Annotated in this window: 10 protein-coding genes and 3 pseudogenes; 5 read left to right on the forward strand and 8 right to left on the reverse strand. The window is 73.2% G+C overall.

Annotated features, from left to right (window positions below; genetic code table 11):
- Positions 1-108: 108 nt before the first annotated feature.
- Complete coding sequence (locus tag ABZV94_RS29635; RefSeq protein WP_014677438.1) at positions 109-354, reverse strand: hypothetical protein; 246 nt, start codon at positions 352-354, stop codon at positions 109-111.
- 796 nt (positions 355-1,150) lie between these two features.
- Here ABZV94_RS29635 and ABZV94_RS29640 point away from each other — a divergent pair.
- From ABZV94_RS29640 to ABZV94_RS29650, 3 genes and pseudogenes are all read left to right on the forward strand, one after another.
- Positions 1,151-1,591 (forward strand): annotated as a pseudogene (locus tag ABZV94_RS29640) (Ku protein); the annotation flags it as partial.
- A 1,112-nt stretch (positions 1,592-2,703) separates the two neighbouring features.
- Positions 2,704-3,099 (forward strand): annotated as a pseudogene (locus tag ABZV94_RS29645) (hypothetical protein); the annotation flags it as partial.
- A gap of 88 nt (positions 3,100-3,187) precedes the next feature.
- Positions 3,188-3,996, forward strand: a protein-coding gene (locus tag ABZV94_RS29650; protein ID WP_345137073.1) for an IS5 family transposase whose coding sequence is annotated in 2 segments (ribosomal slippage) — positions 3,188-3,527 and positions 3,527-3,996 — 810 coding nt in all. Because the reading frame shifts where the segments join, the coding sequence is not laid out codon by codon here.
- A gap of 5 nt (positions 3,997-4,001) precedes the next feature.
- Here the strand turns inward: ABZV94_RS29650 and ABZV94_RS29655 are convergent.
- The gene (locus ABZV94_RS29655; protein ID WP_241565819.1) at positions 4,002-4,376 is read right to left on the reverse strand and encodes a hypothetical protein; all 375 of its coding nucleotides are present in this window, start codon (positions 4,374-4,376) and stop codon (positions 4,002-4,004) included.
- A 1,001-nt stretch (positions 4,377-5,377) separates the two neighbouring features.
- Here ABZV94_RS29655 and ABZV94_RS29660 point away from each other — a divergent pair.
- Both ABZV94_RS29660 and ABZV94_RS29665 read left to right on the forward strand, forming a co-directional pair.
- Positions 5,378-5,488 (forward strand): annotated as a pseudogene (locus tag ABZV94_RS29660) (SMI1/KNR4 family protein); the annotation flags it as partial.
- 694 nt (positions 5,489-6,182) lie between these two features.
- Positions 6,183-7,046, forward strand: a complete 864-nt coding sequence (locus tag ABZV94_RS29665; RefSeq protein ID WP_356345702.1) for an LLM class flavin-dependent oxidoreductase — start codon at positions 6,183-6,185, stop codon at positions 7,044-7,046.
- A 21-nt stretch (positions 7,047-7,067) separates the two neighbouring features.
- On the opposite strand, the gene ABZV94_RS29670 is transcribed toward ABZV94_RS29665, so the two are convergent.
- The 6 genes from ABZV94_RS29670 to ABZV94_RS29695 all read right to left on the reverse strand — a co-directional run bounded on the left by ABZV94_RS29670 (position 7,068) and on the right by ABZV94_RS29695 (position 24,511).
- Entirely contained in the window at positions 7,068-7,838 is a 771-nt protein-coding gene (locus ABZV94_RS29670; protein ID WP_356345704.1) for a hypothetical protein, read from the reverse strand.
- 38 nt (positions 7,839-7,876) lie between these two features.
- Positions 7,877-8,755, reverse strand: a complete 879-nt coding sequence (locus tag ABZV94_RS29675) for a TauD/TfdA family dioxygenase (protein ID WP_356345706.1) — start codon at positions 8,753-8,755, stop codon at positions 7,877-7,879.
- Between the two features lie 76 nt (positions 8,756-8,831).
- Positions 8,832-9,407 carry a hypothetical protein gene (locus tag ABZV94_RS29680; RefSeq protein ID WP_356345708.1) on the reverse strand — a complete coding sequence of 192 codons (576 nt, stop codon included), beginning with the start codon at positions 9,405-9,407 and terminating at the stop codon, positions 8,832-8,834.
- Between the two features lie 64 nt (positions 9,408-9,471).
- Positions 9,472-10,566, reverse strand: a complete 1,095-nt coding sequence (locus ABZV94_RS29685) for a GSCFA domain-containing protein (protein ID WP_356345711.1) — start codon at positions 10,564-10,566, stop codon at positions 9,472-9,474.
- A 53-nt stretch (positions 10,567-10,619) separates the two neighbouring features.
- The gene (locus tag ABZV94_RS29690; RefSeq protein WP_356345714.1) at positions 10,620-20,363 is read right to left on the reverse strand and encodes an amino acid adenylation domain-containing protein; all 9,744 of its coding nucleotides are present in this window, start codon (positions 20,361-20,363) and stop codon (positions 10,620-10,622) included.
- The gene (locus ABZV94_RS29695; RefSeq protein WP_356345716.1) at positions 20,360-24,511 is read right to left on the reverse strand and encodes an amino acid adenylation domain-containing protein; all 4,152 of its coding nucleotides are present in this window, start codon (positions 24,509-24,511) and stop codon (positions 20,360-20,362) included. Before ABZV94_RS29695 ends, ABZV94_RS29690 begins: the two co-directional genes overlap by 4 nt.
- Between the last annotated feature and the right edge of the window lie 418 nt (positions 24,512-24,929).

Here is a 24,929-nt window from a genome sequence, read left to right on the forward strand (position 1 = left end):
ACGACACGACACCCCGTCCTTCCCGCCGAAACACCGCCCCTACACCTGACCAGCGGAAACAGACCCGCCGCTCTCGGAAAGACAACGGCTTCTGAGATCAGATGCGGGTCAGATCCACTGAGCCTTCTCGCAGGCGTAGCTGGAGACGACATCGGCGACGCCGGTGGCCTTGAGCATCACGGCGCATTCAACCGTGTGCTGGGTCTTGTAGCCCTCGTAACAGGCCTTCCAGCGCTGGTCGGTCATGGGGTAGCCGTACCAGGCCAGGGTGTCGGCGCACATCTGCGGCGTGGCCTGAGCGGGCGCGGCGGTTGCGAGCGTGATGCCGGTGAGACTCGCGGCAGTGAGAAGCACGGCGCCAGTGAGGGACGCCAGTCGCGGTCGCTTCAACGCTGTCCTCCTGTGAGGGGGTGGCAAGTCGTGCGTCGGTGTCATACCCGCCCGTCGTCACTGAGATGCTCTACGTACTTCTTCTCGTCGGGATCCAGCCCGAATTTCTACCCGCTCTGGCCCGTACGCCTCTACCGGCGCAACACCTGCCTCAACCCCCGCGCCCACGCCGACAACGCGTGCGAACACGAGGACCGAATCGTGCCCGCCCACGTGCAAGACGCCTCGTCTTCTTCCGTCCGTCGTCTGACCGCCGTTGCCGGTGTGGCTGCTGGGTTGGTGGGGGCGGTGGCGCTGCCGGCGTCGGCCGTCATGGCGGCGGCCACTGGGGCGACGGTTGGCGTCGCGGCGGTGACAACCGCGAAGGACACCGCGACTGATCTCACGCAGCGGTAGACGCCGGGGTGGGTCGCCTCGTGAGGGGGCGGCCCACCTTCCGTGATGCGCATGGCGGAGTCAGCCGGGGGGCGGTAGCCGTCTCTCCCTGTGCGGGCGTGCGCAGGCGTTCCGGGGCCGGCGCCCCGGTGGGGGTGTCGCGGCCGGACTCGGGGGCCGGCCGCGACACCACCGCCCAGTGGGCATTCACAACGCAGACAGCGGAGTGCCCTCTTGCCGGCCCACGCACACGGAGCCGAACGGGTGGCCTGATCGTGGGCCGGCTGCGTATGCCACGCGGGCCGGGCGCGGGTGTGCGGACAGATGCGGGCCGCAGGCGGCGTTCCTAGGCTGGAGGAGCTCGGGGTGAGTGGGAAGGTGTGCCATGCCCCGAGCGATCTGGTCCGGCGCGATCTCCTTCGGCCTGGTCACGGTGCCGATCAACGTGGTCAGCGCCACCGAGGACCACTCCATCCGGTTCCACCGGTATCACCTGCCCGACCAGGGGCGGGTGTGCTACCGCAAGGTGTGTGAGCTGGAGGACCGTGAGGTCTCCCAGGACGAGATCGGCAGGGGATACGAGCTGACCAGGACGCAGGTCATCCCGATCACCGACGAGGACCTCGGCAACCTGCCTCTGCCGACCGCGAAGGCGATCGAGATCGACGCGTTCGTGCCCCTGGAGTCGGTCGACCCGATCCGCATCGCCGACGGCTACTACCTCCAGCCCGCCGGTCAGGTCGCGGCCAAGCCGTACAAACTCCTGGTCAAGGCCCTGTCGCGGTCGTCGAAGGTGGCCGTGGCCAAGTACGCCTGGTCAGGTCGGTAGAGACTCGGCTTGCTGCAGGCGCGTTTGGATGTATCTGCCAGCTTTCTATGGTTTAGGGGGCATTGATGACGCGTCCGCGCTGCCCGCGGATACTTGCCGTGCCCGGGCGTTGGCTTTTGGGTACAGGTTTGTTCACGTTGCGCTACCTGTGGGAGACGACGCCTCTGCACCGGGGCGGCGAGTGCCGCGGTGACGAGACGGACCTTCCACCGCCGCTGCCGCCCGCAGCGGTCGACAGCCGCGTGCAACACGTACGCGATGGCTGCGGCCCCCTGTTCCACCGCCTCTTCCGCGTGCGCATCGCCGATACCGACGTCGCTCCGGACCGGCTCATCACGTGGGTCTGCCGCGATTTCAAGGGCTTCGTGCCCTCCGAGGTGGTCGACATCCACACCGGTGAGCTCCGTGACCACGGTCTGGACGTCGGGGACGAGGTGCTGGTGGAGATGCCAGGGCCCTGGAACGGCCCCGTCAAGGTCGCCCATCGTGACGTCGACCGTCTGCACCTGGTGACCCTGCGCGGTCACCTGGAGGCCGGTCAGGTGCAGTTCCGCGCGCGGGAGGAGGACGGCCTGCTGGTGTTCGAGATCGAGCTGTGGGCCTGTGCCAGCAGCCGCCTGGTGCACCTCCTGTACTCGCGCCTGCGCCTGGCGAAGGAGATCCAGCTCAACATGTGGGTCCGGTTCTGCCTGGCCGCCGCCGCGATGTCGGGGGGCCGGCCGGCCGACGGTGTGCACATCTCCACCCGCTGGCTGGAATCGCCCGAAAGGGAAGGCCCGCTGTCGCCTGCAAGGAAGAGCTCCGCGGGCCGGGCGCCGAGCCCACAGGCGCCGTCGGCGGCCGGGGGCGGTGGACCAGACGCGAGCCGGAACCACCCAGGAGCCCAGGAAGGAACAGCAGGTGACGGTCGGCCCGTTTCAGGACCGGACCGTGGTGGTCACCGGAGCCGCACGCGGGCTGGGGGCGGCGTCGGTGCACGGACTGGCCCGGCGCGGGCGCGTCTGGCATCAGCTGGGTGGCTGGACGACGGCCGGCGACGCGTACCCCCGGCTCGGCGGCGACCCCGCCGCTTCGGCAGGGAAGTCCCCAACGATCGAAGGAGTCCGCAGATGAACGCCCCTACCCATGCTGGCGCCCTCCACCGCCACCCCGCCGGACAAGGTGCGGACGTGAAGCTGCTCGGTATCTACCTCAACGACCACCTCGCCATCGCCACCGTCGGCGCCGAACGTGCCGCCCATCTGGTGCGCGCCTCCCGGAGCTCTGCGCTCGGCCGCGCGCTCGCTCCCGTCGCCGCAGAGATCGCCCAGGACCGGACCACGCTGCTGGCCTTCATGCGGGACCTCGGCGTTCCCGTTCGCCGCTACAAGGTGTGCGCGGGCTGGGTCGGCGAGAAGATGGGGCGGCTGAAGCCCAACGGTCGCCTGGTAAGCCCCTCACCGCTGGGCACGGTGCTGGACCTCGAAGCGCTGCGGCTGGCGGTCGAGGGCAATATGGCCCTCTGGTAGAGCCTGAGCCGACTTACTGATCGTTTCAGAATGAGTTGAGCCGCGGGTCTTGCGCTCGACGATCTTGGTCGGCAGGGTGTCCGGCGTGCGTGCTGATCTTGTTCCGGATGACCTGTGGGAGCGGGTGGCCCCGCTGCTGCCACCCGCCCCCGAACGGCGCCACCGCCACCCGGGGCGGCTGCGTGTTCCCGATCGAGTAGCGCTCGCCGGCGTCATGTACGTACTGCGGACCGGTGTCGCGTGGCGTGACGTCCCCGCGGAGGCAGTGGGCTGTTCAGGTGTGACGGCCTGGCGCCGACTGCGGGACTGGACCGAGGCCGGCGTCTGGCCGCGCCTGCACGCCGCCCTGTTGACCGAGCTTCGTCGCGCCAGCCTGCTGGACCTGGACGACTGCTCCGTGGACGGATCGCACGTCCGGGCACTGAAAGGGGGGACCACGTCGGACCCTCGCCCGTCGATCGGGCCCGCTCTGGCTCGAAGCACCACCTGATCGTCGACCGTCACGGAACCCCGCTCGCCGTCACGCTCACCGGTGGCAACCGGCACGACGTCACCCAGCTCCTGCCCCTGCTCGACGCCGTCCCGTCGATCCGGGGTCTTCGGGGACGTCCCCGCCGCAAGCCCCGGCGCCTGTATGCCGACCGGGGCTACGACTTCGACAAGTACCGCCGCCTGCTGTGGAAACGCGGCATCAAGCCGATGATCGCCCGACGCGGCGTCGCTCACGGCTCCGGACTGGGCAAGGTGCGCTGGGTCGTCGAGCGTGCCTTCGCCTGGCTGCACCAGTTCAAACGGCTCCGCACCCGCTACGAACGACGCGCCGATCTCCACCAGGGCCTGCTCGAACTTGCCTGCAGCCTCATATGCCTGCGCCGCCTGCGCACCTCATCCTGAAGCGATCAGCTAGCGACACTGAACCACCCCGGTCGCACCTCGGTCAGAAGCGGTTGAAGGGACCGCACGGCGGTCCGCAGGTCCTGATCCGTGACGTCAAGAGGCTCCGGCAGGCTCAGCCCGTACCAGCGCAGCCGCCAGAGGTCGAAGATCTCGCTTCCGTCGGGTGCGAAGTCGACATCGACCTCGATGCCGTCGTCACTGACAAAGCGGCACCCGGCCCCATGAACCGAGTAGGAGTAGGTGCCGACCCGCCCACTCCGGTTGATGATCCGGTGCGAACGGACCAGGCCAAGGACATCTGCGAGTCGCTCAAGCGAAGGGATCGCCGCCCTCATGGCCGCGTCAACTGCCTTCAGAGCGTCGACGTAACCAAGCACGAGCCCTCGTGCATCCCAAACCCGTTCCATACGGCGTCATCCCCCCTGAGCCCGTGGTTGAAGGGGATTGTTCCATGGGCCGCCAGCGTCTCCGCAGGGCGGCATTCTGAAACGATCAGTAAGTCCCGGCTGCTGGTGATGTTTTCAATCCACAGGAGCGTCCATCCTGATCGCATGCGCTGACCAGAGCGCGTATGTCGGTTCTCCCCGGTCTGCGGCGCCTGGGCATCGCCCTGACGAGGCCTGCCGTCAGGCCTGGCGCGGGCCCGGCCGCCGCTACCTCGTCCCGCCGGGCTGCGGGCCACGGTGCCTGGCGGAGCGGTCTACGGGGTTAGCCCCGAGGAAGACTCCGGTGCCGGGGCGGCGGCCGGCCCGCGGCCTGTAGGCGGGTGGCCGGGAGTCGGATGGACCCGTTCAGGGCGGTTACGAGGCGCCGCAGGGGGTGTCGTTGTTGCGGAGGCTGTGGGTGGTGTCGTTGAGCTGCGTCGGGGGACAGGTCGGGGCGCGGGCGGTGCCATCGCGCTGGGCGCCGCCACCGGCCGGTGCTGTCGCGGGTGACGTCGACGCCGACTTCCACGACGAGCTCGGGCCGGACCAGGGTGACGTCCAGGACTTCCCGGCTGCCCCATCCGGCGGAGAAGGTCCAGCCCGTCCACGGGTGTTCGCCTTTGGACGAGGCCAGGAGAACGGCAACGCTGCGGGCGACTGCCTGGGGGAGCGTTGTCGTGCGGCCGGTGTGCTGCAGGCGGCCGTCGGTGTCGGAGCGGCCCAGCAGCAGTTTCCTGGGCGTCCTCAGCGATCCGGTGACCGCGCCGACGATCGCTTCCTGGGTCTCGTGAACCTACTGGTGAAGAGGCATTATTCCGAACCTGCGCTATTCTCCGTCTGACCGCGCCTCTTGGGCCTGACGGTGGCCGACAGGCAGGCATGCCTCGACGCATGTGCCGCGGTCCTGGTTGAAGTCCTCTGCAGCGGTAGACGGGCTCGTGTGGGAGCGCAGGCACGGCGTGGTGTTGCCTGAGCCGTACCGCACCTTCGTCGCCGAGATTGCGGATGGCACCGACGACGGTCCGCCGGACGAGGGTGGTCTGCTGCCCGTGGGAGAGAAGCCAGCCACCTGGGCTGTCTGAGAAGCGGACTGCGTTCTACGCGAAGCAGAAATGCGACGGCACGAAGCGTCCCGGCCCCTACCCGCACCTCGCCGAAGAGTTCGAGCCGCGTCTGTGAGCTCTGCAAGCGGCCGAACATGCCACCGATCCGCGGGCCGTCCAGATCGAACGGCTCAAGCCCCAGGTCGCCGAGCTGAAGCGCGCCTCGCCGCACATGACGAGACCGTCGCCGCGCTCAGGAGCGAGATCGTTCGCAGCCCGATCAGGCTTCCGCCGATGACTCCAGTTCCTCGCCCGGTGGGATGAAGGTGTCGGCGCTGTCGGCGTTCCTCGACATGGCTGTACGCGTCGACCGTGATAGCGGTCGCCCGCCCATTCGACGTGATGAGCCATGCGACGACCTGCTCGGTCAGCGGCGTCCCGCCGGGGCGTGGGCTACCTTCAACCGCAGTGGTCACGCGCGCGGGTCTCCCTGCGCCAGCTCAAGGCGCCCGGTCAGCGGCCTGCCAACACTGAGTAGGCGATCAGGGCCCCCAATGAGCCAAGCAGGAATAGGCCTGTGCCTACCTGACCAAACCGCCCGAGGCGGCGCAGCGCATCGGCCCGGACGCCCGCAAAGGACTGCGCGGTCGCGCGGACGAGCTGCGGACGTTGCGCGAGAGTAAAGGCGGCTGCAGCTGCGGTCTCGGCACCGGAGGTGGTGCTCGCGGCCATCGCGGCGACGACCCGCCGGATCCGGCTCACGACAGCCGTCGTCGTCCTCTCGACGGTCGACCCCGTGCGGCTGATGGAACAGTTCGGCACCCTCGACCAGATCGCCCACGGACGGGCCGAGATCACGGTCGGGCGTGGTGTGTTCCCCGAGTCGTACCGCCTGTTCGGGTACGACCTCAAGGACTACGAGGCCTTGTTCGACGAGAAGGTCCGCCTCCTGCTCCAGCTGCGCGACGACCCCGACAAGCCCTGGGAAGGCACGTTCCGGGCCCCGCTGAGCGACGTGTGGATCGGACCCCGGCCCGCCCAGGAGAGGCTGCCCGTCTGGATCGGGGTGGGAGGCACCCCGCAGAGCGCCGTACGCGCCGGAACGCTCGGGCAGCCGATGTTCCTGGCCCTGTTCACCGGGCCGCGCGACGGCATGCGCCTGGTCGACCTGTACCGGCGTGCGGGGGCGGAGGCCGGCCACGATCCCGCGTCGCTGCGGCTGGCCACCGGCGGGCACATGTTCATCGCACGCACCTCGCAGGGCGCCCGGGAGCAGTTCTTCCCGTACTACTCCCGCTACTTCTCCTCCCACCCCAGCTTCCCCGGCGGCATGCCGCGGCCCGTCTACGACCAGTGGATCGCCAAGGGCCTGCTGGTGGGGAGCCCGCAGCAGGTCATCGACGGCATCATGGCCCACCACGAGGTGCTCGGCGCCGACCGGTTCGTCGGCCAGTTCGACCCCGGCCTGCCCGAAGACCTCGCCGACAGCAGCCTGGAACTCCTCCTCACCGAGGTGCTTCCCGTCATCAAGGCCGAGACCCGCGCGCCCGGCATCACGGCGACGGAGACCGCGCCATGAGGACCGGAGTCCGGCACCGCATCACCCCCCGTGGCACCGCAGCACGCCGCTCAGCCCGTCGGCCAGCGTGACCGCCGGCCGCGCCGCTCCCCCCGGGCCGGTCCCGGTCGCGTCGGCGGTGGGCGGAGGCGCGGGGCGTTCGAGGGCGCGGACCACCGCGCGGACCTGGGCGGCAGGGTACGTCGCCGCGTAGGGCTCGGCGCGGTCACCGGCGTAGGCGTGGGCCAGGGCGTCGCCGACCGCCCGCGCGTGGGCCTCGGCGAAGGACGCCGCGTTCGCGTCCATGCTGAGTTCGGCGTACTGGCGCCCGTACGCGTCGGCCTCGGCCGGGGTGTACCCGTGCGCCAGGGCGTAGGAACGCGCGTTGGTGTGTGCCTCGGTGTAGGCGGAGCGGTGCTCGTACGCCGCCCCGTACACCCGCAGCAGCACCGGCCGCAGGGCCGCCCGCCAGCTGCCGTGGGCCACCGGGGCGCGGGCGGCCGCGCGGTGCAGCGCGGTCAGGTCGGCCACCGCGCCGGCCCCGTCGTCCGGCCACGCCTCTGCCAGCAGCGGCAGGACGGTACCGGCCTGCCAGGCGTGCACCGCCCACAGCCCGCCCGCCGGCCGCCCGGCCCGCAGGGCGCCGTGCACCTCGCGGGCCCAGCTGTCCGCGGCGGGGCCCGGAAGCTCCTCGTACAGGGCGGTCAGCAGGTGCCACACCCCGTCCGGTACGCGGGTGTCCACCGGGGGCGCGGGGGCGGCGCCGGCCAGCGCGGCCAGGAAGGCCCCGGCCCCCGCGGCATCCGTGCTCATCTGCGTCCTCGTCTCCTTCCCCGCCGGTGCGGCGGGAGTCAGGCCTGCGGGCGGGTGCCCTCGATGGCCACGCGCCGGCCGTGGCGGGTGAGCGGGAAGTAGTCCCACACCGCGTGGTGCTGGACGCAGCGGTTGTCCCAGAACACCAGGGTGCGGGGCTCCCAGCGGACCCGGCACTGCAGCAGCGGGGTGCGGGCGACGTGCGCGTACAACAGGTCGAGCAGGGCGGTGCTCTCGGCGCGGGACAGCTGGCTGATGTGCGAGGTGTAGGGGGCGTTGACGAACAGCAGCTTGCGGCCGGTCTCCGGGTGGCGGACCACGACGGGGTGTTCGGTGCGCGGGACGTCGTACTCCGCGGGCGGGGTCAGGCCAGCCGCCGTCCAGGGCAGGGCGCCGTCGTGCACGGCGGTCAGACCGTCGAGGAAGCCGCGCAGGGCCGGGGAGAGCAGTTCGTAGGCCAGGTGCATGTTGGCGAACATGGTGTCCCCGCCGCTGCCGCCCTCGGGGACCGTGGTGAGGTGCAGCATGGAGCCCAGGGATGGGGCGGTGTCGGCGGTGCCGTCGGCGTGCCAGCCGTCACCGGCGACCATCCGGGACTCCTTGGTGGCCTTGATCTCCAGGATGTACGGGTCGGAACCCTCGGCCGCCAGCGCCACGGGGTGCAGTTCACCGAAGAGGCCGGCGAACCGCTTGTGCTGCTCGGGGGTGAGGTCCTGGTCCCGGAAGACGAGCACGTGATGGGCGAGGAACGCGTGCTTGACCTCCTTCTCCTGCTGCGGTGTCAGCTCCCGCGAGAGGACCAGGCCGGACACCTCCGCGCCGAGCACCGGGGTGATCGTCCGGACCGACAGGGTCTCGTACGGCTCCGGCGGCCGGGTCGTGAGGCGCTCGACGGCCTGCAGTGCGTACTCCTCCACGTGGTTCCTCCTCGGGAACGGGGGGTGCGAGAGATGTCCATGGGGTGGTGGGCGTCCATGGGGTGGTGTGGTCGGGTCACAGCCCGTGGTCGAGCAGGTCGGCGACGAGCAGGCGGCCGAAGGCGAGGTTGCCGTGGATGGGGTCGTCGGCCGCGCTGAACGCGGGGCGCTGGAGTCCCGAGCGGTCCGTGACCCGGGCCCGCACGTCGACGATCTCCACGCCGCGCGCGGCCAGTTCGGCGCGCAGGACGCGCTGGGCCGCGAAGAAGACCGCCGGATCGGACATGGCGGGGACCCGCTGCGGAGGCATCAGGGCCAGGACGCGCAGCCCCAGCCCGACGGCATGCTCGTAGAAGGCGAGCGCGCCGCGGGCCGTGGCCCGCACCAGCGCGGCGAACAGGTCGCTGCCCAGGAACCCCGGGTCGTATGCGCCCCGCGCGTCCCGGTGCACGGCCCAGTTCTCCCGGGTGGCGATCGTGTGCGCGCTGAGGCCGAACGTGCACACCAGCGGCACCGACAGCCGGTCCAGCGAGGGTGCGCCCAGCGCGTCGAGGAACCGGCGGTACAGCCGCTGGGCCTCGGCGTCGCGGAAGACGACGTCGGGGCCGTCCGCGTCGAAGAAGGGCCCGAGGAAGTCGCGCCCGGAGCCCACCGGACCGCCCTGGAAGGGCAGCCCGGCGGCCTCGGCGGCCCGTCCGACGCACGCCGCGTGCGAGTCACCGAGGAGCAGGAACCGGGCCGGGGGTGTGGCCGGGGCCGTGGCTGTAGTAGTCGAGTACGGCGTCGTCACACCAGGTGTCCTCTCCGCCGGCGTCCGGGGTGGGGGTGGGGTCGGGGGCGTGCTCCGGGCGGCCGGTCCGGCCGTGCAGCCCGTCGAGGAAGTGCCGCATCACGAAGGCAACCCCGTCGGCGCTGACCGTGCGCAGGTTGGGCTCGTAGAACGCGGCCCGGTAGGGGAAGCCGGTGACGATCTCGTAGGACGGGAAGTAGTCGACGTGCTCCAGTTCCGCGGCCAGCTGCCCCGCCGCCGCCCGCAGGACGGACTTGGAGTGGGTCGTCGCCACGAGGGCGTGCGCGCCGGTCGCGGTCGCGGTCAGCGGCACCGGCGACACCGTGAGGACGGTACGCAGCCGGGGACCGGCCTCCCGGGCCAGGGTGAGGGCCGCCGTCAGATCGCTCAGCACCTCGGCGACCGTGTGGTTGCGCAGGCGGTGCCGGTCCGGGTCGAAGGTGCCCCGGACCGTGCCCGGGCACATCGGCAGCACGGTGCCGTCCGCCGTGTCGTGCCAGGCCTCGGTCAGGCCGAGCGTGAAGACCAGCACGTCGGCCGTGGCCAGGGCGCGCCGGATCGCGTCGAGGGTGACCTGGCGGGAGGCCAGCGCCTCCTCGGGCGAGGAGAAGCCGTCGGGTTCGACGGTGGGACGGTACGGGTCGTGGCAGCGGCCGTCCGTGTCCCGCCACACCTCGACCGGTGGCGTCTGCTTCCCGAGCGCCCAGGCGAACCACTGGCGCAGCCCGGCCGCGGTGTAGATGTTGCCGGTGCGGAAGGAGAAACGGCGGTAGCCGCGGTCCTGCCGGGCCTCCGCGGTGAGTCCGGGCGGCGGGGGCTCGGCGTCGTACCAGTGCATGCCCTCCCGCAGCAGGGCCGGGCCGATGTGCCGGGCGAAGCAGGAGCCGGCGGTGATGACCGGGGCGTCCTGGCCGATGGGGAACTTCGGCGTCCAGAGGTCCTGGATGTCCGCCGGCGGACGTTCGGCGACCGCGGTGCGCCAGAAGGAGCGGTCGGGGAGGCGGGCGTAAGGGTGTTGCATGAAGGGGGTTCCTCCTGGTGATCCGGGTCGTCCGCCGGACCGGCGGTGATCGGCTACAGAGGGCGGGATTCGGCGGGGACGGGCGGGTGGGACGGCTCCCGGGTCCGGTAGTGCGGGGCGAGGTCCGCGCCGATGACGGACGCGATTCCAGCCGCCCGGGGCGGGGCGACCAGCCCGTAGTGGTCGGTGTCGACGCGCAGGACGCGGGCGGACGGCGGCAGGTGGCCGCGCCAGCGCGCCGCCGCTGCGGGCTCCGGGGCGAGGGCGTGCGCGTCCGGCACGGGCCGCCCGGCCAGCCACAGGACGGCCGGCGTACGGGTCAGCCGTGGCGGCCGGTGCCCGGCCATGGCCGCCAGGTTGGCCCGGCAGCAGTGGGCAAGGCGCTCCGCGTGTCCGCGGCCCGGCCCGGTCAGCGGCTCCGCCCGGTTGCCGGCCAGTTCGCGCGCGAAGACGGCGTCCACCTGCCGCTCGTCGTAGGCCGCCAGCCGTGGTCCGGCGTCGGGTGGCGGCGGGTCCAGCAGGTACAGGCCGGGTACCGGGTCGCCGTCCGCCTCGGCGAGGGCGGCCATCGACAGCGCGGTCCAGGCCCCGAAGGACCAGCCGGCCAGGCGCAGCCGGTGAGCGGCCGGCGGGAACGCGGCGCGGACGGCCGCGAGATAGTGCGCGGCGCGCTCGTCGACCGACCAGGCGGGCCGGTCCGGGTCGCGCAGCGCCGGGTCGGGGATCAGACAGACGGTCGGCCCCGGCGGCAGCGCCGACACCAGCGGACGGTACGCCTGGATGTCACCGCCGACGGGATGCACCAGGCACAGCACGTCCGGGCCGGTGCCGCGCTGCCACACCTCGACGTCCACCGGCGCCGCCGTGCCGCCGGGCGCCGGCTGGGTCCGGGTGCGCAGATGACCGGCGATCTCGGTGAGGGTGACGCGGTGACTGAGCCGGGACAGGTCGAGGTCGGCACCGAACCGCCGGTTCACCTCGTCCAGGAGGTCGAGCAGGGTGAGCGAGTCGGCACCGAGGTCGTAGAGGGGGCTGTCGGGGTCGACGCCGGGGAGACCGAGCAAGTGGGCCGTGGTGGCGGTGAGGTGGGGGAGGGGGTCGGGGGAGGGGGCGGGTGCGGATGCGGTCGGAGTGGTTCGTACGGGAGCGGGCGCCGGTGCCGGGACCGGTGGGTGTGCCGGGGTGGAAGCCGGTGCCGGAACCGGCGGCTGGGCCTGTGCCGAGGCCGCTGCCGGTTCCGGAGCCGGTGGGTGGGCCTGTGCCGGGGCCGGTGACTCGGGCGCGGGCCTTCTCTCCGGTGCGGCGGCTCCCGGCCCGTAGAAGACGCCGGCCTCGGACAACGGCGTGGTGTTCACCATCAGGTGCGGCAGCCCCAGTTCCAGAGCCTGTCCGAAGACGGCCGCGCCTTCTTCCGGGGTGAGGGCGACGGCGAGGTGGTGCTTGTGCCGGGCGTCCGGGGCGGGTACGTCCCACGCCATGCCGGCCTCCCGCCAGGCGTCCCAGCCGATCGACACCCGGGCGGTACGGTCGGCGCCGGTGCCGGGCGCGTAGTGGGCGAAGGCGTCCAGGAGGCCGTTGGCCGCCGCGTAGTCGAACAGGCCGACGCCACCGAACCGGGCCGACATGGACGAGCAGTAGACGGCGTGGTCGGGGCGGTACGCGGCGATCAGGCGCTCGGTGAGCAGGGCGGCGCCCAGTTTCGCCGCCGTACGCCGACGGGCCTTCGCCCGGTCACGGCGTACCAGCAGTCCGCCGGCGGCGATGCCCACGGCGTGCACGATGCCGACGAGCCCGTCGAGATGGGGCGCGAGCCGGTCGGCGACCGGTTCCGGTGCCTCCTCAGCGAGGTCCGCCCGCACCATGGTGATCCGGTCGGCCCACGGCGCCAGCACCGCGGGAAGGCCGGGCCGGCGTCCGACCAGGACCACCCGGTTGCCGGCCGACCGCCGCAGCAGGTCGGCGGCGATGGTGCTGCCGATGCCCCCGGTGCCGCCCAGGACGAGATGGGTTCCGGTGCGGCCGGAGCCCGGACGCGAGCCGACCGCTTCCGGCCCGGGGACCGTCTGCACGGTGCGCCGCCACCAGTACCCGCCCCGCAGGGCAAGCTCCGGCTCGGACCGAGCCGCGTCCCCGTCCTCCCCGTCCCCCTGCCCGCCCGGGAGATCCGCCAGATACGGCACCCAGTCGGCCGGTTCGGGACCCGGCAGATCGGCCCAGCGCAGGGACAGCCCCAGCTCCTGGCGGGGCACCCGGACCGCCGCGGCGAGCAGGCCGGCCTCGGGGCGGGCGACCTCACCGGTGACCGGCTGTGCCTCGTACGACAGCAGCCACACGCGGGGCCGCCGCGCGGCGGAGACGTCCGCCAGGGCCCGGCACAGGGCCGCCACCGTGTCCAGGCACGCCCACCGGGCGGTCTCCAGGGAGCGCCGGCCGACCTCACCGCGGACGGCGAGCGGCAGCGCGTGCAGCCAGTCCACACCGGCCCCGCCGGCCGGGGTCACCTCGGCGAGCAGCGCCGCGAGCTGGGCGGGATCGGCCGGGTCGGCGTCATATGCGGTACCGTCCCGGCGGGCGAACGTGTCACCGGCCCGCACCAGGACCACTCGCGCGTAGTGCCTCTCCAGTTCCCGCCACGCCCCGGATCCGGTGCCGGGCGGTACGACGACCACGGCGGTACGGCGCGGTGCGACGTCCTCGCCCGAGTGCGCCCGGGCTCTGCGCAGCCGTACCCACAGCGGCTGGTGCAACCAGCGGTCGGCGGGCAGCCGGGCCGGCCACCCGACACCGGCACCAGCGCCGTCACCGACACCGGCGACGACCGCGGTGTCGTCCCCGCACCCGGCCCCGTGGCCCGAGCCCCGCGCCCCCTCCCGGCCGGCCTCACGCGCCCGCTCGTGACCGATGCCGCCGGTCCGCTCGCCGCCCGGTACCACGACCCGGCGCGGGAAGTCGTACTCGGCCAGGTCGAAGGAGGGCGGCGGGAAGTTCCACGGGGCCGGTGCCGGGCCCGGGGGCCAGGTGATGGGGTGGCCCGCCGTCCACGCGTCGGCCAGTTTCCGTGGGTCGTGGTGCCCGGCGACGACGTGGACGTCGGACGCCGGCGGACGGGTGGGAGTGAGCGAGCGCAGCCAGGACACGGCCGACTCCACGTCGGGGCAGACCGCGGCGGCCCGGTGGGCGAGTGCGGGGCGGCCCGCCTGGAGGTGGCGCAGCACCCGGGGATAGTGCTCGGGGTGTGCGGTCAGGTGGTCGGCGATACGGCGGCCGTCCGCGCGCAGCGCCTCCGGGCTGCCGGCGGAGAGCAGCAGACAGGGCACCACGGGAACGGCCTCGGCGCCCGCACCGCTCGTGCCGTCCGGTGCCTCCAGCAGCACGTGCGCGTTGGTCCCGCCGATGCCGAAGCTGCTCACCGCGGCCACGCGCGGACCCGGTACCGGCCAGGGCTCGGCTTCGGTGGGCACGCGGAACGGCCCGCCCTCCAGCTCGGGGCCCAGCCGGTCGAAGTCCACGGTGGGCGGGACGATCCCGTGGTGCGCCGCGAGCACGGCGCGGACCAGTCCGACCACACCGGCCGCGGCACCGAGGTGTCCGATCTGGCTCTTGACCGAGGACAGCGCGAGCCGTGCCCCGTCCCCGAGGCCGTACGCCTGGCGCAGGGCGGCGGCCTCCACCGGGTCCCCCAGCCGGGTGCCGGTGCCGTGCGCCTCCACGTAACCGAGGTCGCCGCCGCCGCGCCCACCGCGCCGTACGGCCGTCTCGATGGCGTCGCGCTGGCCGGGCACCGACGGGGCGCTGTACCCCAGCTTGCGGGCGCCGTCGTTGTTGACGGCCGAGCCGGTGACCACCGCGTAGACGGTGTCGCCGTCCCGGCGTGCCAGGGAGAGCGGCTTGAGGACGACGACGCCGACCCCGCTGCCGCCGACCGTGCCCGCGGCGTCCGCGCTGAAGGGCCGGCAGTGTCCGTCCGGGGAGAAGATGTGCTGCGGCCGGTAGGTGTAGCCGTCGGTCAGGTCCGGGTCCACGAGGACGCCGCCGGCGAGCATCACGTCGGCGTCGCCCTGCCGCAGCATCCCGGCGGCGACGTGCACGGCGACGAGCGAGCTGGAGCAGGCCGACTGCACGCTGAAGGCGGGGCCGGTCAGGCCCAGGTGGTAGGCGGCCTTGGTGGCCAGGAAGTCCTTCTCGTGGTGCAGGGCCAGCCGGAAGGAGTCGGGCAGGGCGGCAGGGTCGGCCTCGTGGAGCATGCGCCGGCCGTACGTGTCCTCGCCGCAGGCGGCCACGATGCCCACGCGCCGCGCGGCGGGATCGGCGAGCCCGGCGTGCGCGAGCGCCTCCACGCAGCTCATCAGGAGGTGCCGCTGCTGCGGGTCCATCAGGCGGGCCTCGGCCGGGCTGATGCCGAACCGCGCCGGGTCGAAGGACAGCGGCCCGTCGAGCTGGCTGCGGGCGCCGACCCGGCCGTCGGGCGCGGAGAAGTGCTCGATGCCGCGTCCGCCCGAGGTGACCAGATCCCAGAAGGAGGCCAGGTCGGGGGCGCCCGGCAGCCGCACGGCCATGCCGATGACGGCGACGGGCTCCGGGCGGTCGGGGGTGTACCCGCGCGCGTCACCGTCGTACGCGGCGCGAACGGCGACTGCTCCGGCCGGCTGCCGTTCGCACCCGGCCGCTCCGGCCGCTCCGGCCGCTCCGGCCGGCTGCTGTGCCGCCGGCGGTGTCACGGGCCCCCTGCGGGACTCCACGGCGTGGGCCAGCTCCCTGATCGTGACGTGTTCGAAGAGGTCGGGCACGTCGAAGGGCAGGTCGCCCTCGCCCGCGCAGCGCAGGTGGAAGCGCATCAGGTCCAGGCTGGTGGCCCCGGCGTCGAAGAACCGCTGCCGGGCGTCGACCGTCTTGCCGGTGGCGTCCGCGAACAGGGCGGCGAGCCGTTCCTCCAGCGCGGCCGGAGGGGTCTTCGGGGTGGCGCCGCCGCGGGGGGTCAGGTCGTGGCCGGGAGCGCTGACGGCCGCCCGGCGGTCCAGCTTCCCGCTAGGGGTGCGCGGCGGCGCGGTCAGCCGCCGGAACCTGGCCACGCGCGCGTGGGCGGGCAGCCGTTCGGCCAGGTGGCGCGTCAGGTCCGTGAGATCGGGGTCGGGGTCGTCGTCCCGGCACTGGAGGCAGGCCACCAGGGCCCCGTCCACGACGCTCACCACCGCGTTGGTGATCCCCGGGTACTCCAGCAGCGCGGCCTCGACCTGGCCCAGTTCCAGCCGGTGGCCGCTCAGCTTGACCTGGGTGTCCTCGCGGCCGGCGTAGTGCAGCAGACCCTGCGCGTCGAAGCGGGCCAGATCACCGCTGCGGTAGAAGGTGCCCAGCTCGGGGTCGTCGGTGAAACGGGTGCGGTTGAGACCGGTGTCGCCGAGGTAGCAGCGCCCGGCCATGAGCCCGCCGATCAGCAGGTGTCCGGTGGCGCCGGGCGGGACGGGGTGGCCGCCCTCGTCGACCACCCGCAGCACGGCACCCGCGACCGGCCGGCCGATGGCGGGACGCACCGGCCACGCGGCCGGGTCGCCGTCCAGGCACAGACCGCTGACGACATGGGTCTCGGTCGGGCCGTAGTGGTTGAACAGGCGGGCTCCGGGCAGACCGGCGAACCAGCCGCGGATGGCGTCGGTGCACACCAACTGCTCGCCGGCGGTGATCACTTCACGAAGCCGCGAGGGATGGCGGCCCGTGCGCACGCCGTGCTCGGCGAGCAGTTGGAGCGCCACGTACGGCAGGAAGATCCGCTCCGCTCCCCCCGTCTCCAACTGCTCCAGCAGGGCGGGCATGTCGTGCCGCCACGCGGGGTCCACGAGGCGGAGCAGGCCGCCCGCGCACAGGGTGGTGAAGATCTCCTGGAAGGAGACGTCGAAGGACAGCATCGAGAACTGCTGGGTGACGGCCGGACGGGACAGGCCCCCGGGCCCGCGCTGCCAGTGCAGCAGGTTGCACAGGGTCCGGTCGTACACCTGGACGCCCTTGGGGGTGCCGGTGGAGCCCGAGGTGAACAGCGTGTACAGCGGACGGCGGCCCGCGTGGGCCGGCGCCGGCGCGCCGCGTACCGGCGCGGGAGTGCCGGTCAGCGCGATGGCGTGGCGTGCCAGCCGGGGCGGTGCGATCGGGCCGAGGTCGGCGGCGTGCTCGGGTGTGACGAGGACGCACACCGGGTCGACCTGGTCGAGGACGTGCCGCAGCAGGGAACGCGGATAGGCCGGGTCGAGCGGTACGACGGTGAGGTTGAGGCGGGCGGCTGCCAGCAGGGCCACCACGTGCTCCGGTGAGGGCGGCAGGTACAGGGCGACGGCGGCCGGGGCGGCGGGGTCGTCGGGGAGGTCGTGGCGGGCGGCCAGGTCGGCGGCCAGGGCCGCCGCGTGCGCGTCGAGTTCGGCGTACGTCAGCGTGGTGCCGCCGGCGGAGACGGCTGGGGCGCCGGGGGTGCGCCGCACCTGCTCGGCGAAGCCCTCGGCGACGGTGGCGAAGCCGGCGGCGGGCTCGGGGCCCCGGCCGGACTCGGGCAGGCCGCGCCGATAGGGGGCGACCAGGTCGTGCAGGGTGGTGTCCGCACCGTCGGCGAGCCGGTCGACCGCCTCGCGGAAGAGCCGGGCCGCCGCCTCGGCCCGTTCGGCGCCGAGGTCGTCGCGGTACTCCCACAGGCAGTCGAACCCGGACTCGTGCTCCACCACCGACAGGGTCAGCGCGCACTTGGCGCCCAGCGGTCTCGGCCACACCGGCCGCACCCGGCAGCCCGGCACCCGGAACGCGTCGAACTCGGTGTTCTCCAGCACGAACATGAAGTCGAACAGCGGCCTGCGCTCGCGGAAGACCTGGTCCGCCAGTACGTCGGCGAGGGCGACGTCCTGCCCGTCCAGCACCGCGCGCACCGAGGCGGCGTGCCGGTCCAACTGGTCACCGAGGGGGGTGTGCGGCTCCAGGTGCGACGGCACGAGCACGGTGTTGGCGAACATGCCGACGCAACTCTCGAACTCCGGCCGCTGCCGGCCCGCCACGGGCGCGGCGATCAGCGGGCGGGACTGGCCGGTCACGCCGTACAGCGCCCAGGCGAAGGCGGGCAGCAGCAGCTCGAACCGGGTCATGCCGCGCTCGGCGGCCACCCGGTCCAGCGCGGCCCGGCGCCCGGTGTCCAGGGTGGTGTGCAGCAGCCGGGCGGCGGGGCGGTCGCCCGGCCCGGCGGTGTCCAGGGCCGGTGACGGCTCGTCGTGGCCGCGGTGGTGGTCGCGCAGCCGGGAGCGGAGGCGCCCGTAGGCGGGGCTCGCGTGCCAGGCCCGCTGCCAGTGCGCGAACTCCAGCGGGGTCACGGCGGCCGGGTCCGGCCGCTCCTTCCCGTCGGCGCAGGCGGCCGTGAGGTCGCGGAAGAGGATGTTCAGCGACCAGCCGTCCACGGCGATGTGGTGCAGGTGCAACAGCAGGGTGCCGCCGTCGTCCCCGGGCAGCCAGGCGGCCCGCAGCATCCGGCTGTCGCGCAGGTCGAAACGACGGGCGAAGAACCGGCCGGCGGTGTCCTGCCAGGGCTCCCCGGGCCGGGCGTCGAACGGCTCGCGGGTGTCGGGCTCCCAGGGATCGTAGGGCGCGTCGACGTGCTGCCGCAGTCCCCGGGCGGTGGGCACGAGCCGGGTGCGCAGCGCCGGATGCCGCTCGACCAGCGTCCGGACGGCGGCGCGCAGGGCCCGGAGGTCGACCGGGCCGCGCACCTCGAAGGCGAGCGGCACGTCGTACGAGGCGTCCCGGGGATCGCGCTGGTGCAGCAGCCACAGCCGTTCCTGTTCGCCGGTGGCCGGCGCGGTGGGCTCGCCGGTGGGCGCGAGCACGGGCGGGTGGTCGCCGGCGGACGCGCCGGGATCCGTCACGGCGTCGGCCAGGGCGGCGAAGTCGCCCCGCAGCACGAGCTCCTGCGGAAGGTCGGCGGCGAAGCGCCGCTGGATCTCGAACCGCAGCCGCAGGGCCTTCAGCGAGTCACCGCCACTGGGTATCCAACGGTCGTCCGGGCGCAGTCCGGTGACCCCCAGCACCTCCTCGGCGACATCCAGCAGGCGCCGCTGGGCGGCCGTGACGGGTACGGCGTCCCGGACCCCACCGCGCCACGGCTCCCCGGCACCGGCCAGCAGGGCGGCCTGGTCCACCTTGCCGTTGGCGGTCCGGGGCAGGGCGTCCACGAGGTGGGTGTGGTGGGGGCGCATGTAGGGGGGCAGCGCGGCGGCGAGGTGCCGGTCGTACGCGTCGTAGGCGTCCGCGGAGAGCTGTTCCGCCGGCACCAGGAAGGCGAGGAGTTCGTTGCGGCCGTCGTCGTCGCGCCGGGTGCACACGTACGCCTGGCGGACGGCGGGGTGGGCCAGGATGCTGCGTTCCACCTCGCCGGGCTCGATGCGGAAGCCGCGCACCTTGACCTGCCGGTCGGCCCGGCCGACGTAGGTGACGAGGCCGTCGGCGTCCTGCCGTACCAGGTCCCCGGTCCGGTACCAGCGCCTCTCGGCGCCGTCCGGGCCGGCCAGCTGTACGAAGCGCCGCGCGGTCTCCTCCGGGAGGTTGCGGTAGCCGAGGGCCAACGCGGGGCCGGACAGCAGGAGTTCGGCCACCTCACCGGGTCCGGCGGTGCGTCCGTCGGCGGTGCGCACGGTGACGCCGGTACCGGGCAGGGCGGTGCCGACGGGCACCAGGTCGCCGGTGAAGTCCCGGGGGATGGCGTGGCACAGCGCGAAGGTGGTCGCCTCGGTCGGCCCGTACACGTTGTGCAGTACGGCGCCGGAGCCGGGGTTGGCCTCGTACCAGCGGCGGATCAGACGGGCGTTGAGCTGTTCCCCGCCGATGAGCACCTGCCGGGCGGTGGCGAAGCAGTCGGGCACCTTCTCGACGACGGCGTTGAACAGCGCGGTCGTGACGAACAGGGTGTCGACGCGGCGGTCCCGCAACTCGGCTGCCAGCCGCCGGGGATCGTGCACCGCGTGCTCCGCGAGTACGACACAAGTCCCGCCGGTGAGCAACGGCACCCACACCTCGAAACTGATCGCGTCGAACGCCGGGTTGGCCAGGCAGCCGTAGCGGACCCTGGCCCCGAGCCCGATGTATCCCGCCTCGGCCAGTCGCCGCACACCCGCGTCGGTGACCTCGACACCTTTGGGGCGACCGGTGGTGCCCGAGGTGTAGAAGAGGAAGGCGACGGGGGGCGGGGACGGGGTGCCGGCCTGGGGGCTGGTGGCCGGTGCGGAGGTGACGGAAGGGCGGGGGCCGGCCGGGGCGCCGACCGACAGGCGCGATGCGGGTGAGAAGCCGGCCGGCGGAGGGGGGCTTGTGGCCGGCTCGTCGTCGCCGACCAGCTCGGCCGCCTCCAGCGCGCGGACGCCGGCGGGCGGAGCGGGCGGGTGCGTGCCGGCGCCACCGTCGTCGTGTACGACGGCTACCGCCTGCGCGTCGGTGAGGATGTGCCGTTGCCGCTCCGGCGGGCTGAGCCGGTCGAGCGGGACGACGGTCGCGCCGAGGCGGCGGATGCCGAGCATGACGCAGACCAGCCGCCACGATCTGGGCAGGCACACGGCGACCGCGTCACCGGGCCGTACTCCCGCCCCGCGCAGCCGGCCGGCGACCCGGCCACTGGCCCGCTCCAGCCCCGCGTAGTCGAGGACCACGCCCCCGTCCTCGACAGCGGGCAGGTCCGGCGTACGGCGGGCCTGGGCGAACACGGCGTCGGCGAGGGAGGAGGAGGTAGGGGCGCCGGCAGCGCCGGTACCGGGTGCGGGGGCGCCGGTCCGGGAGGAGTCGTGGTTCACCGGGACTCCCCACCGAAGTCAGCCACGGCAGCCGGAGGAGTGGCGGCCGTCGGGTGGGCCGAAGGTGACCCGTGATGGCGGAGTTCGCCGGTGAGCAGGGCCGCGACACGGGAGAGGTGCGGAGCCTCCAGCACCTCCCAGTGGTCGCAGTCCAGGGTCTCCACCCGGAAGTCGCCGGCGGCGCGCCGCTGCCAGAAGTCGCGTACCTCGGCGTGCTCGGGGGTGTCCGCGCCGCCCGGTACGGCCTGCGCGAGGACGAGCCGGGCCGGGGACGTGGCCGGGTCGTGGTCGCGGGCGGTCAGCCGGTTGTGGTTGTAGATGCGGAAGTACCGCTCGATCTGGGCGTCGTCGATGCCGAGGTACATGCCGTTGAACCTCACCAGCTTGTCGCGGAACTCGTCGAAGTCCACCGGGGTGATGCCGGAGCGGGCGGCCGGGTCGTCGGTGGCCTGGGTGTCCAGCAGGACCACGCTGACGTCACCGCGCCCTGCCCGGGTCAGCAGGCGTCCCATCGCGTGGGCGACGAGTCCGCCGTAGGACAGGCCGGTCAGTACCAAGGGGCCCTCCCCCAACGGCTCCAGCAACCGCAGATACGTTTCCGCCATCGCCTCGACCGTCGGCAGCACCTCCTCGCCGGGATTCACGCCCGGTGACTGGATACCGGACAGGCCCACGCCCTCGGGCAGGTAGCGGGCGAGCGGCAGGTAGCAGAAGGCGGTGCCGCCGGCCGGGTGGACGCAGACCACCCGGGGCCCGGTACCCGCCCGGAACTCGATGACGCTGCCGGTCTCCCGGTCCGTGCCGTGTCCGCGCAGACGTCCGCCGAGCGCCTCGATCGTGGGGTGCAGCATGACCTCGGCGACCGGCAGCGGCCGGCCGAACGCCCGGGTGACGGCGTGCGCCATCTTGATGGCCGACAGCGAAGTGCCGCCGATGTCGAAGAAGTTGTCGCCGATGCCGATGTCGGGGTGGAGCAGTATGTCCTGCCAGATGCGGTAGAGGCGGTGCTCGACGTGGTCGCGCGGATTGGCCGTGTTGACCCGGCTCGCGCCCTGCTCACCGGCCAGGCGCAGCAAGGCCGGGCGGTCGAGCTTGCCGCTGCGGTTCAGCGGAAGGGCGGGCAGGTCGAGGAAGACGGCAGGGATCATATAGTCGGGCAGCCGCCGGGACAGGGCCGTGCGCCACTCGTGCGCGCTGCGGGCGGCGGCGGTGCCCCGGCCGATCCCCGCCACCAGCCGGGGCTGTCCGGCCAGGTCACGGTCGGTGAGGACCACGGCCTCGCGGACGCCGGGCAGGGCCGTGAGCGCCGCCTCCACCTCACCCGGTTCGACACGGAACCCGCGCAGTTTGATCTGATCGTCCGCGCGCCCCGCGTAGTGGGCGTTGCCGTCGGGGAGGCGGCGGGCGAGGTCTCCGGTGCGGTAGACGCGTTCGCCGGGGACGAACGGGTCGGGAAGGAAACGTTCCCTCGTGAGGTCGGGGCGGTTGAGGTACCCGCGGGCGAGGCAGGCCCCGCCCAGATAGACCTCGCCGACCACGCCGGGCGGGACGGGCCGCATGCGGGCGTCGAGCACGTACAGGCGGCTGCCGGCCAGCGGCCGTCCGATCGGGCAGGGGCGGTCCATCGGCCGGGGATCGTAGTAGGCGGTGCTGTAAAGCGTGGCCTCGGTCGGCCCGTAGCCGAAGCAGACCCGCAGGCCGGGAAGGTGCCGGGTCATCCGGTGCAGGGCCGCCTCCGGGATCGGCTCGACACCGGTCAGCAGCGTGCGCAGCCGCAGTCCGTGCAGCCGCCCGGCCGGGTCCTCGTCGATCCACTTCACGTACGCGGGCGGCAGAAACGCCTGTGCGATGCCGTGCTTACGCATCCACCCCAGCAACTCCTCCGGGTCACGGCGCAGTTCCTCCGGGACGATGTGGAGCACGCCACCGGTGGTCAGCGGCAGCAGCAGTTCGTGCACCGAGGCGTCGAAGCCGATGCTGGACCAGGCGGAACCGGCCTCACCGGGCACGGTGCCCATGCGGACGTGCCAGTTGGTGAACAGGCCGAGCACGCTGCGGTGTTCGACCGCCACACCCTTGGGCCGTCCGGTGGAACCGGACGTGAAGATGACGTAGGCCAGGCGGTCGGGCGCGTGGCCGATGTCGGGCGGCGGGTCCTCCCCGGTCGCGCCCTCCGCCTCGGTCTCGACCAGGTCCAGCCACTGCTCCGGGCGGTCACCGGCTCGCCGGTCGCTCAAAACGACCCGGCAGACGGCGTCCTCGGCCATACCGGCCAGCCGCTCAAGGGGCTGCCCGGGATCGAGCGGCAGCCAGGCGGCACCCGCCTTCAGGATCCCGAGGATGCCCACGACCAGCTCGGCGGACCGGGTGGCGTGCAGGCCCACCACGTCACCTGGGCGAACGGAGCGGGCGACGAGCGCATGCGCGAGCCGGTTGGCACGGCGGTCAAGCGCCTCGTACGTCAGCGTAACGCCGCCCGGCGCGACGACCGCCGGCCGCTCCGCTCGGGTACGGACCTGGGCTTCGAAGAGGGGGACGAGACCGGGGGCGGAAAGGAAGGGGTTGGGTGAGTCGGGGGCGCTGGGGATTCCGGGCGCGTCAGGAATGCCGGAGGCGCTGGGCGCGGCGGAGACGACGGACGCACCCGGCACGGCGGAGGCGCCAAGCGCGGCGGAGACAGCCGGTTCTCCGAGCCCGTGCGGTGCGCGTGCGGACGGCTTCCGGCCAGCCGGTGTGAGGACCGCCGCTCCTCCGCCCGCCGCGAGAACCCCCGTCGCGTCCCAGTCGGCCAGCAGTGCCCGCCGCTCCTGCGCATCCATCAGTTCCAGGGCCGCGATGTCACGGTCGGGGTGGCGGGCCATGTCGGCGAGCAGGCGCCGCAGGTGGTCCGCCCAGCGCCGGACGGTGGTGGCGTCGTAGAGGGCCGTCGCGTAGTCCAGGTGTCCTACGACCCGGCCCTCGGACTCCGTCAGGGACAGCGCGAGGTCGAACTTCGCGGGGGCGTGCCGGATGGGCAGGGGCTGTGCCGTCACGCCGGGCAGCCGCAGGAGGTCCCGGCGGTCGGGCGTCCAGGCGACCATGGTCTGGAACAGCGGCGTGCGGGACGCGCTGCGGGGCGGGTTGACCAGTTCCACGACCCGTTCGAAGGGCAGGTCCTGGTGGGCCAGCGCGGCTCGCAGAACCGCGCGGGTACGGGCGACGGCCTCGGCGGCGCTCGGGGAACCGGACAGATCGATGCGGAGGGCCAGGGAGTTGACGAGGAAGCCGATGAGACCGGCGGCCGCGGGGCCGCGCCGGTTGGCGACCGGGCTTCCGATAACGATGTCAGAGCGCCCGGAGAGCCGGGAGAGGAGGATCGCCCAGCCGGTCAGGGCCGTCACGAAGAGGGTGGCGCCGTGCCGTCGGGCCAGGGCGCGCAGAGCCGCCGTCGTCTCCGCGTCGAGTTCGAACCCGGCCCGTCCGCCGTCGTAGGTCTGCTCCGGCGGGTGCGGGCGGTCCGTGGGCAGGTCCAGCGACGGCGGCGCGTCCCGGAGGGTGTCGTGCCAGTACTTCTCCTGCGCCCGCAGCGCCCCGCCGAGTACGGCGTCACGCTGGGCCCGGACGTGATCGGCGTACTGGGCCGGCAGCGGGGGCAGGGGATCGGCGTTCCCCTGAGCCAACGCCACGTAGTACACACTTAGTTCGCGCATCATCACGTCCATGGACCGGCCGTCGTAGACGCTGTGATGGAAGGTCAGAAGCAGGACGTGGCGCTCGGCGCCGAGGGTGATCAGCCGGCCGCGCCCGAGGGGACCGGCCGCCAGGTCGAAGGGGGTGCGGGCCTCCGTCTCCTGAAGGGCGACGATGTCGTTGGCCGGTTCGGTGGACGCGCTCAGGTCCTCGAAGGAGAGGGCGAATCCGGTGCAGGGTGGATCGACGTGCTGACGGACCTCGCCGTCCTCCACCACGAGACGGGTACGCAGCGTCTCGTGGCGCCGGGTCAGGGCGTCGAAGGCGCCCGCCAGGACGGTACGGTCGAGGGAGCCGGCGAGTTCGAATGCCAGGGTCTCGTTGTACGCCACGTCTCCGCCGGGGAGCTGGGCGAGGAACCACAGGCGCTGCTGGGCGTACGAGGCCGGACGGGAATGGAGTCGGAGTGGATCGCGCACCGCTGGATCTGGACCTTCCCGTGAAAGGAAGTGAGCGGCCGTCCCCAGACGAGGGATAGCCGTGCTGAACATGTGCCGAACGTACAAGTGTTGTGATCTTCGGTCAGTGGATTAGGTCATGTCAACAACCGTGTGTTTCCAGTTGGTGGGATGGTGATGACGCATGTGTTGCGGCCTGTGCAGCTGGGTGAGGCGGATGAACGGCAGCGCTACCCCGTCCACGGCTGAAGAGCCGCTGCTGCGCCGGGGACGCTGAACCGGTGTCGGGATGTGAGGGAGGGTGCCGACCCCTCCACAGCGGAGCCTCACGCTGCCGTCGTCGGCTAGGGTCTGTTGCGAAAGTGCTGGTCACAGCCACTCGTTGATGGCTGCGACCAGCACTGTGGCTTCGTAGCGGACGGCGAGTTTGTCGTAGCGA

Source organism: Streptomyces sp. NPDC004658 (assembly GCF_040609555.1).
In the GTDB taxonomy this organism is placed as follows: Bacteria; Actinomycetota; Actinomycetes; order Streptomycetales; family Streptomycetaceae; genus Streptomyces.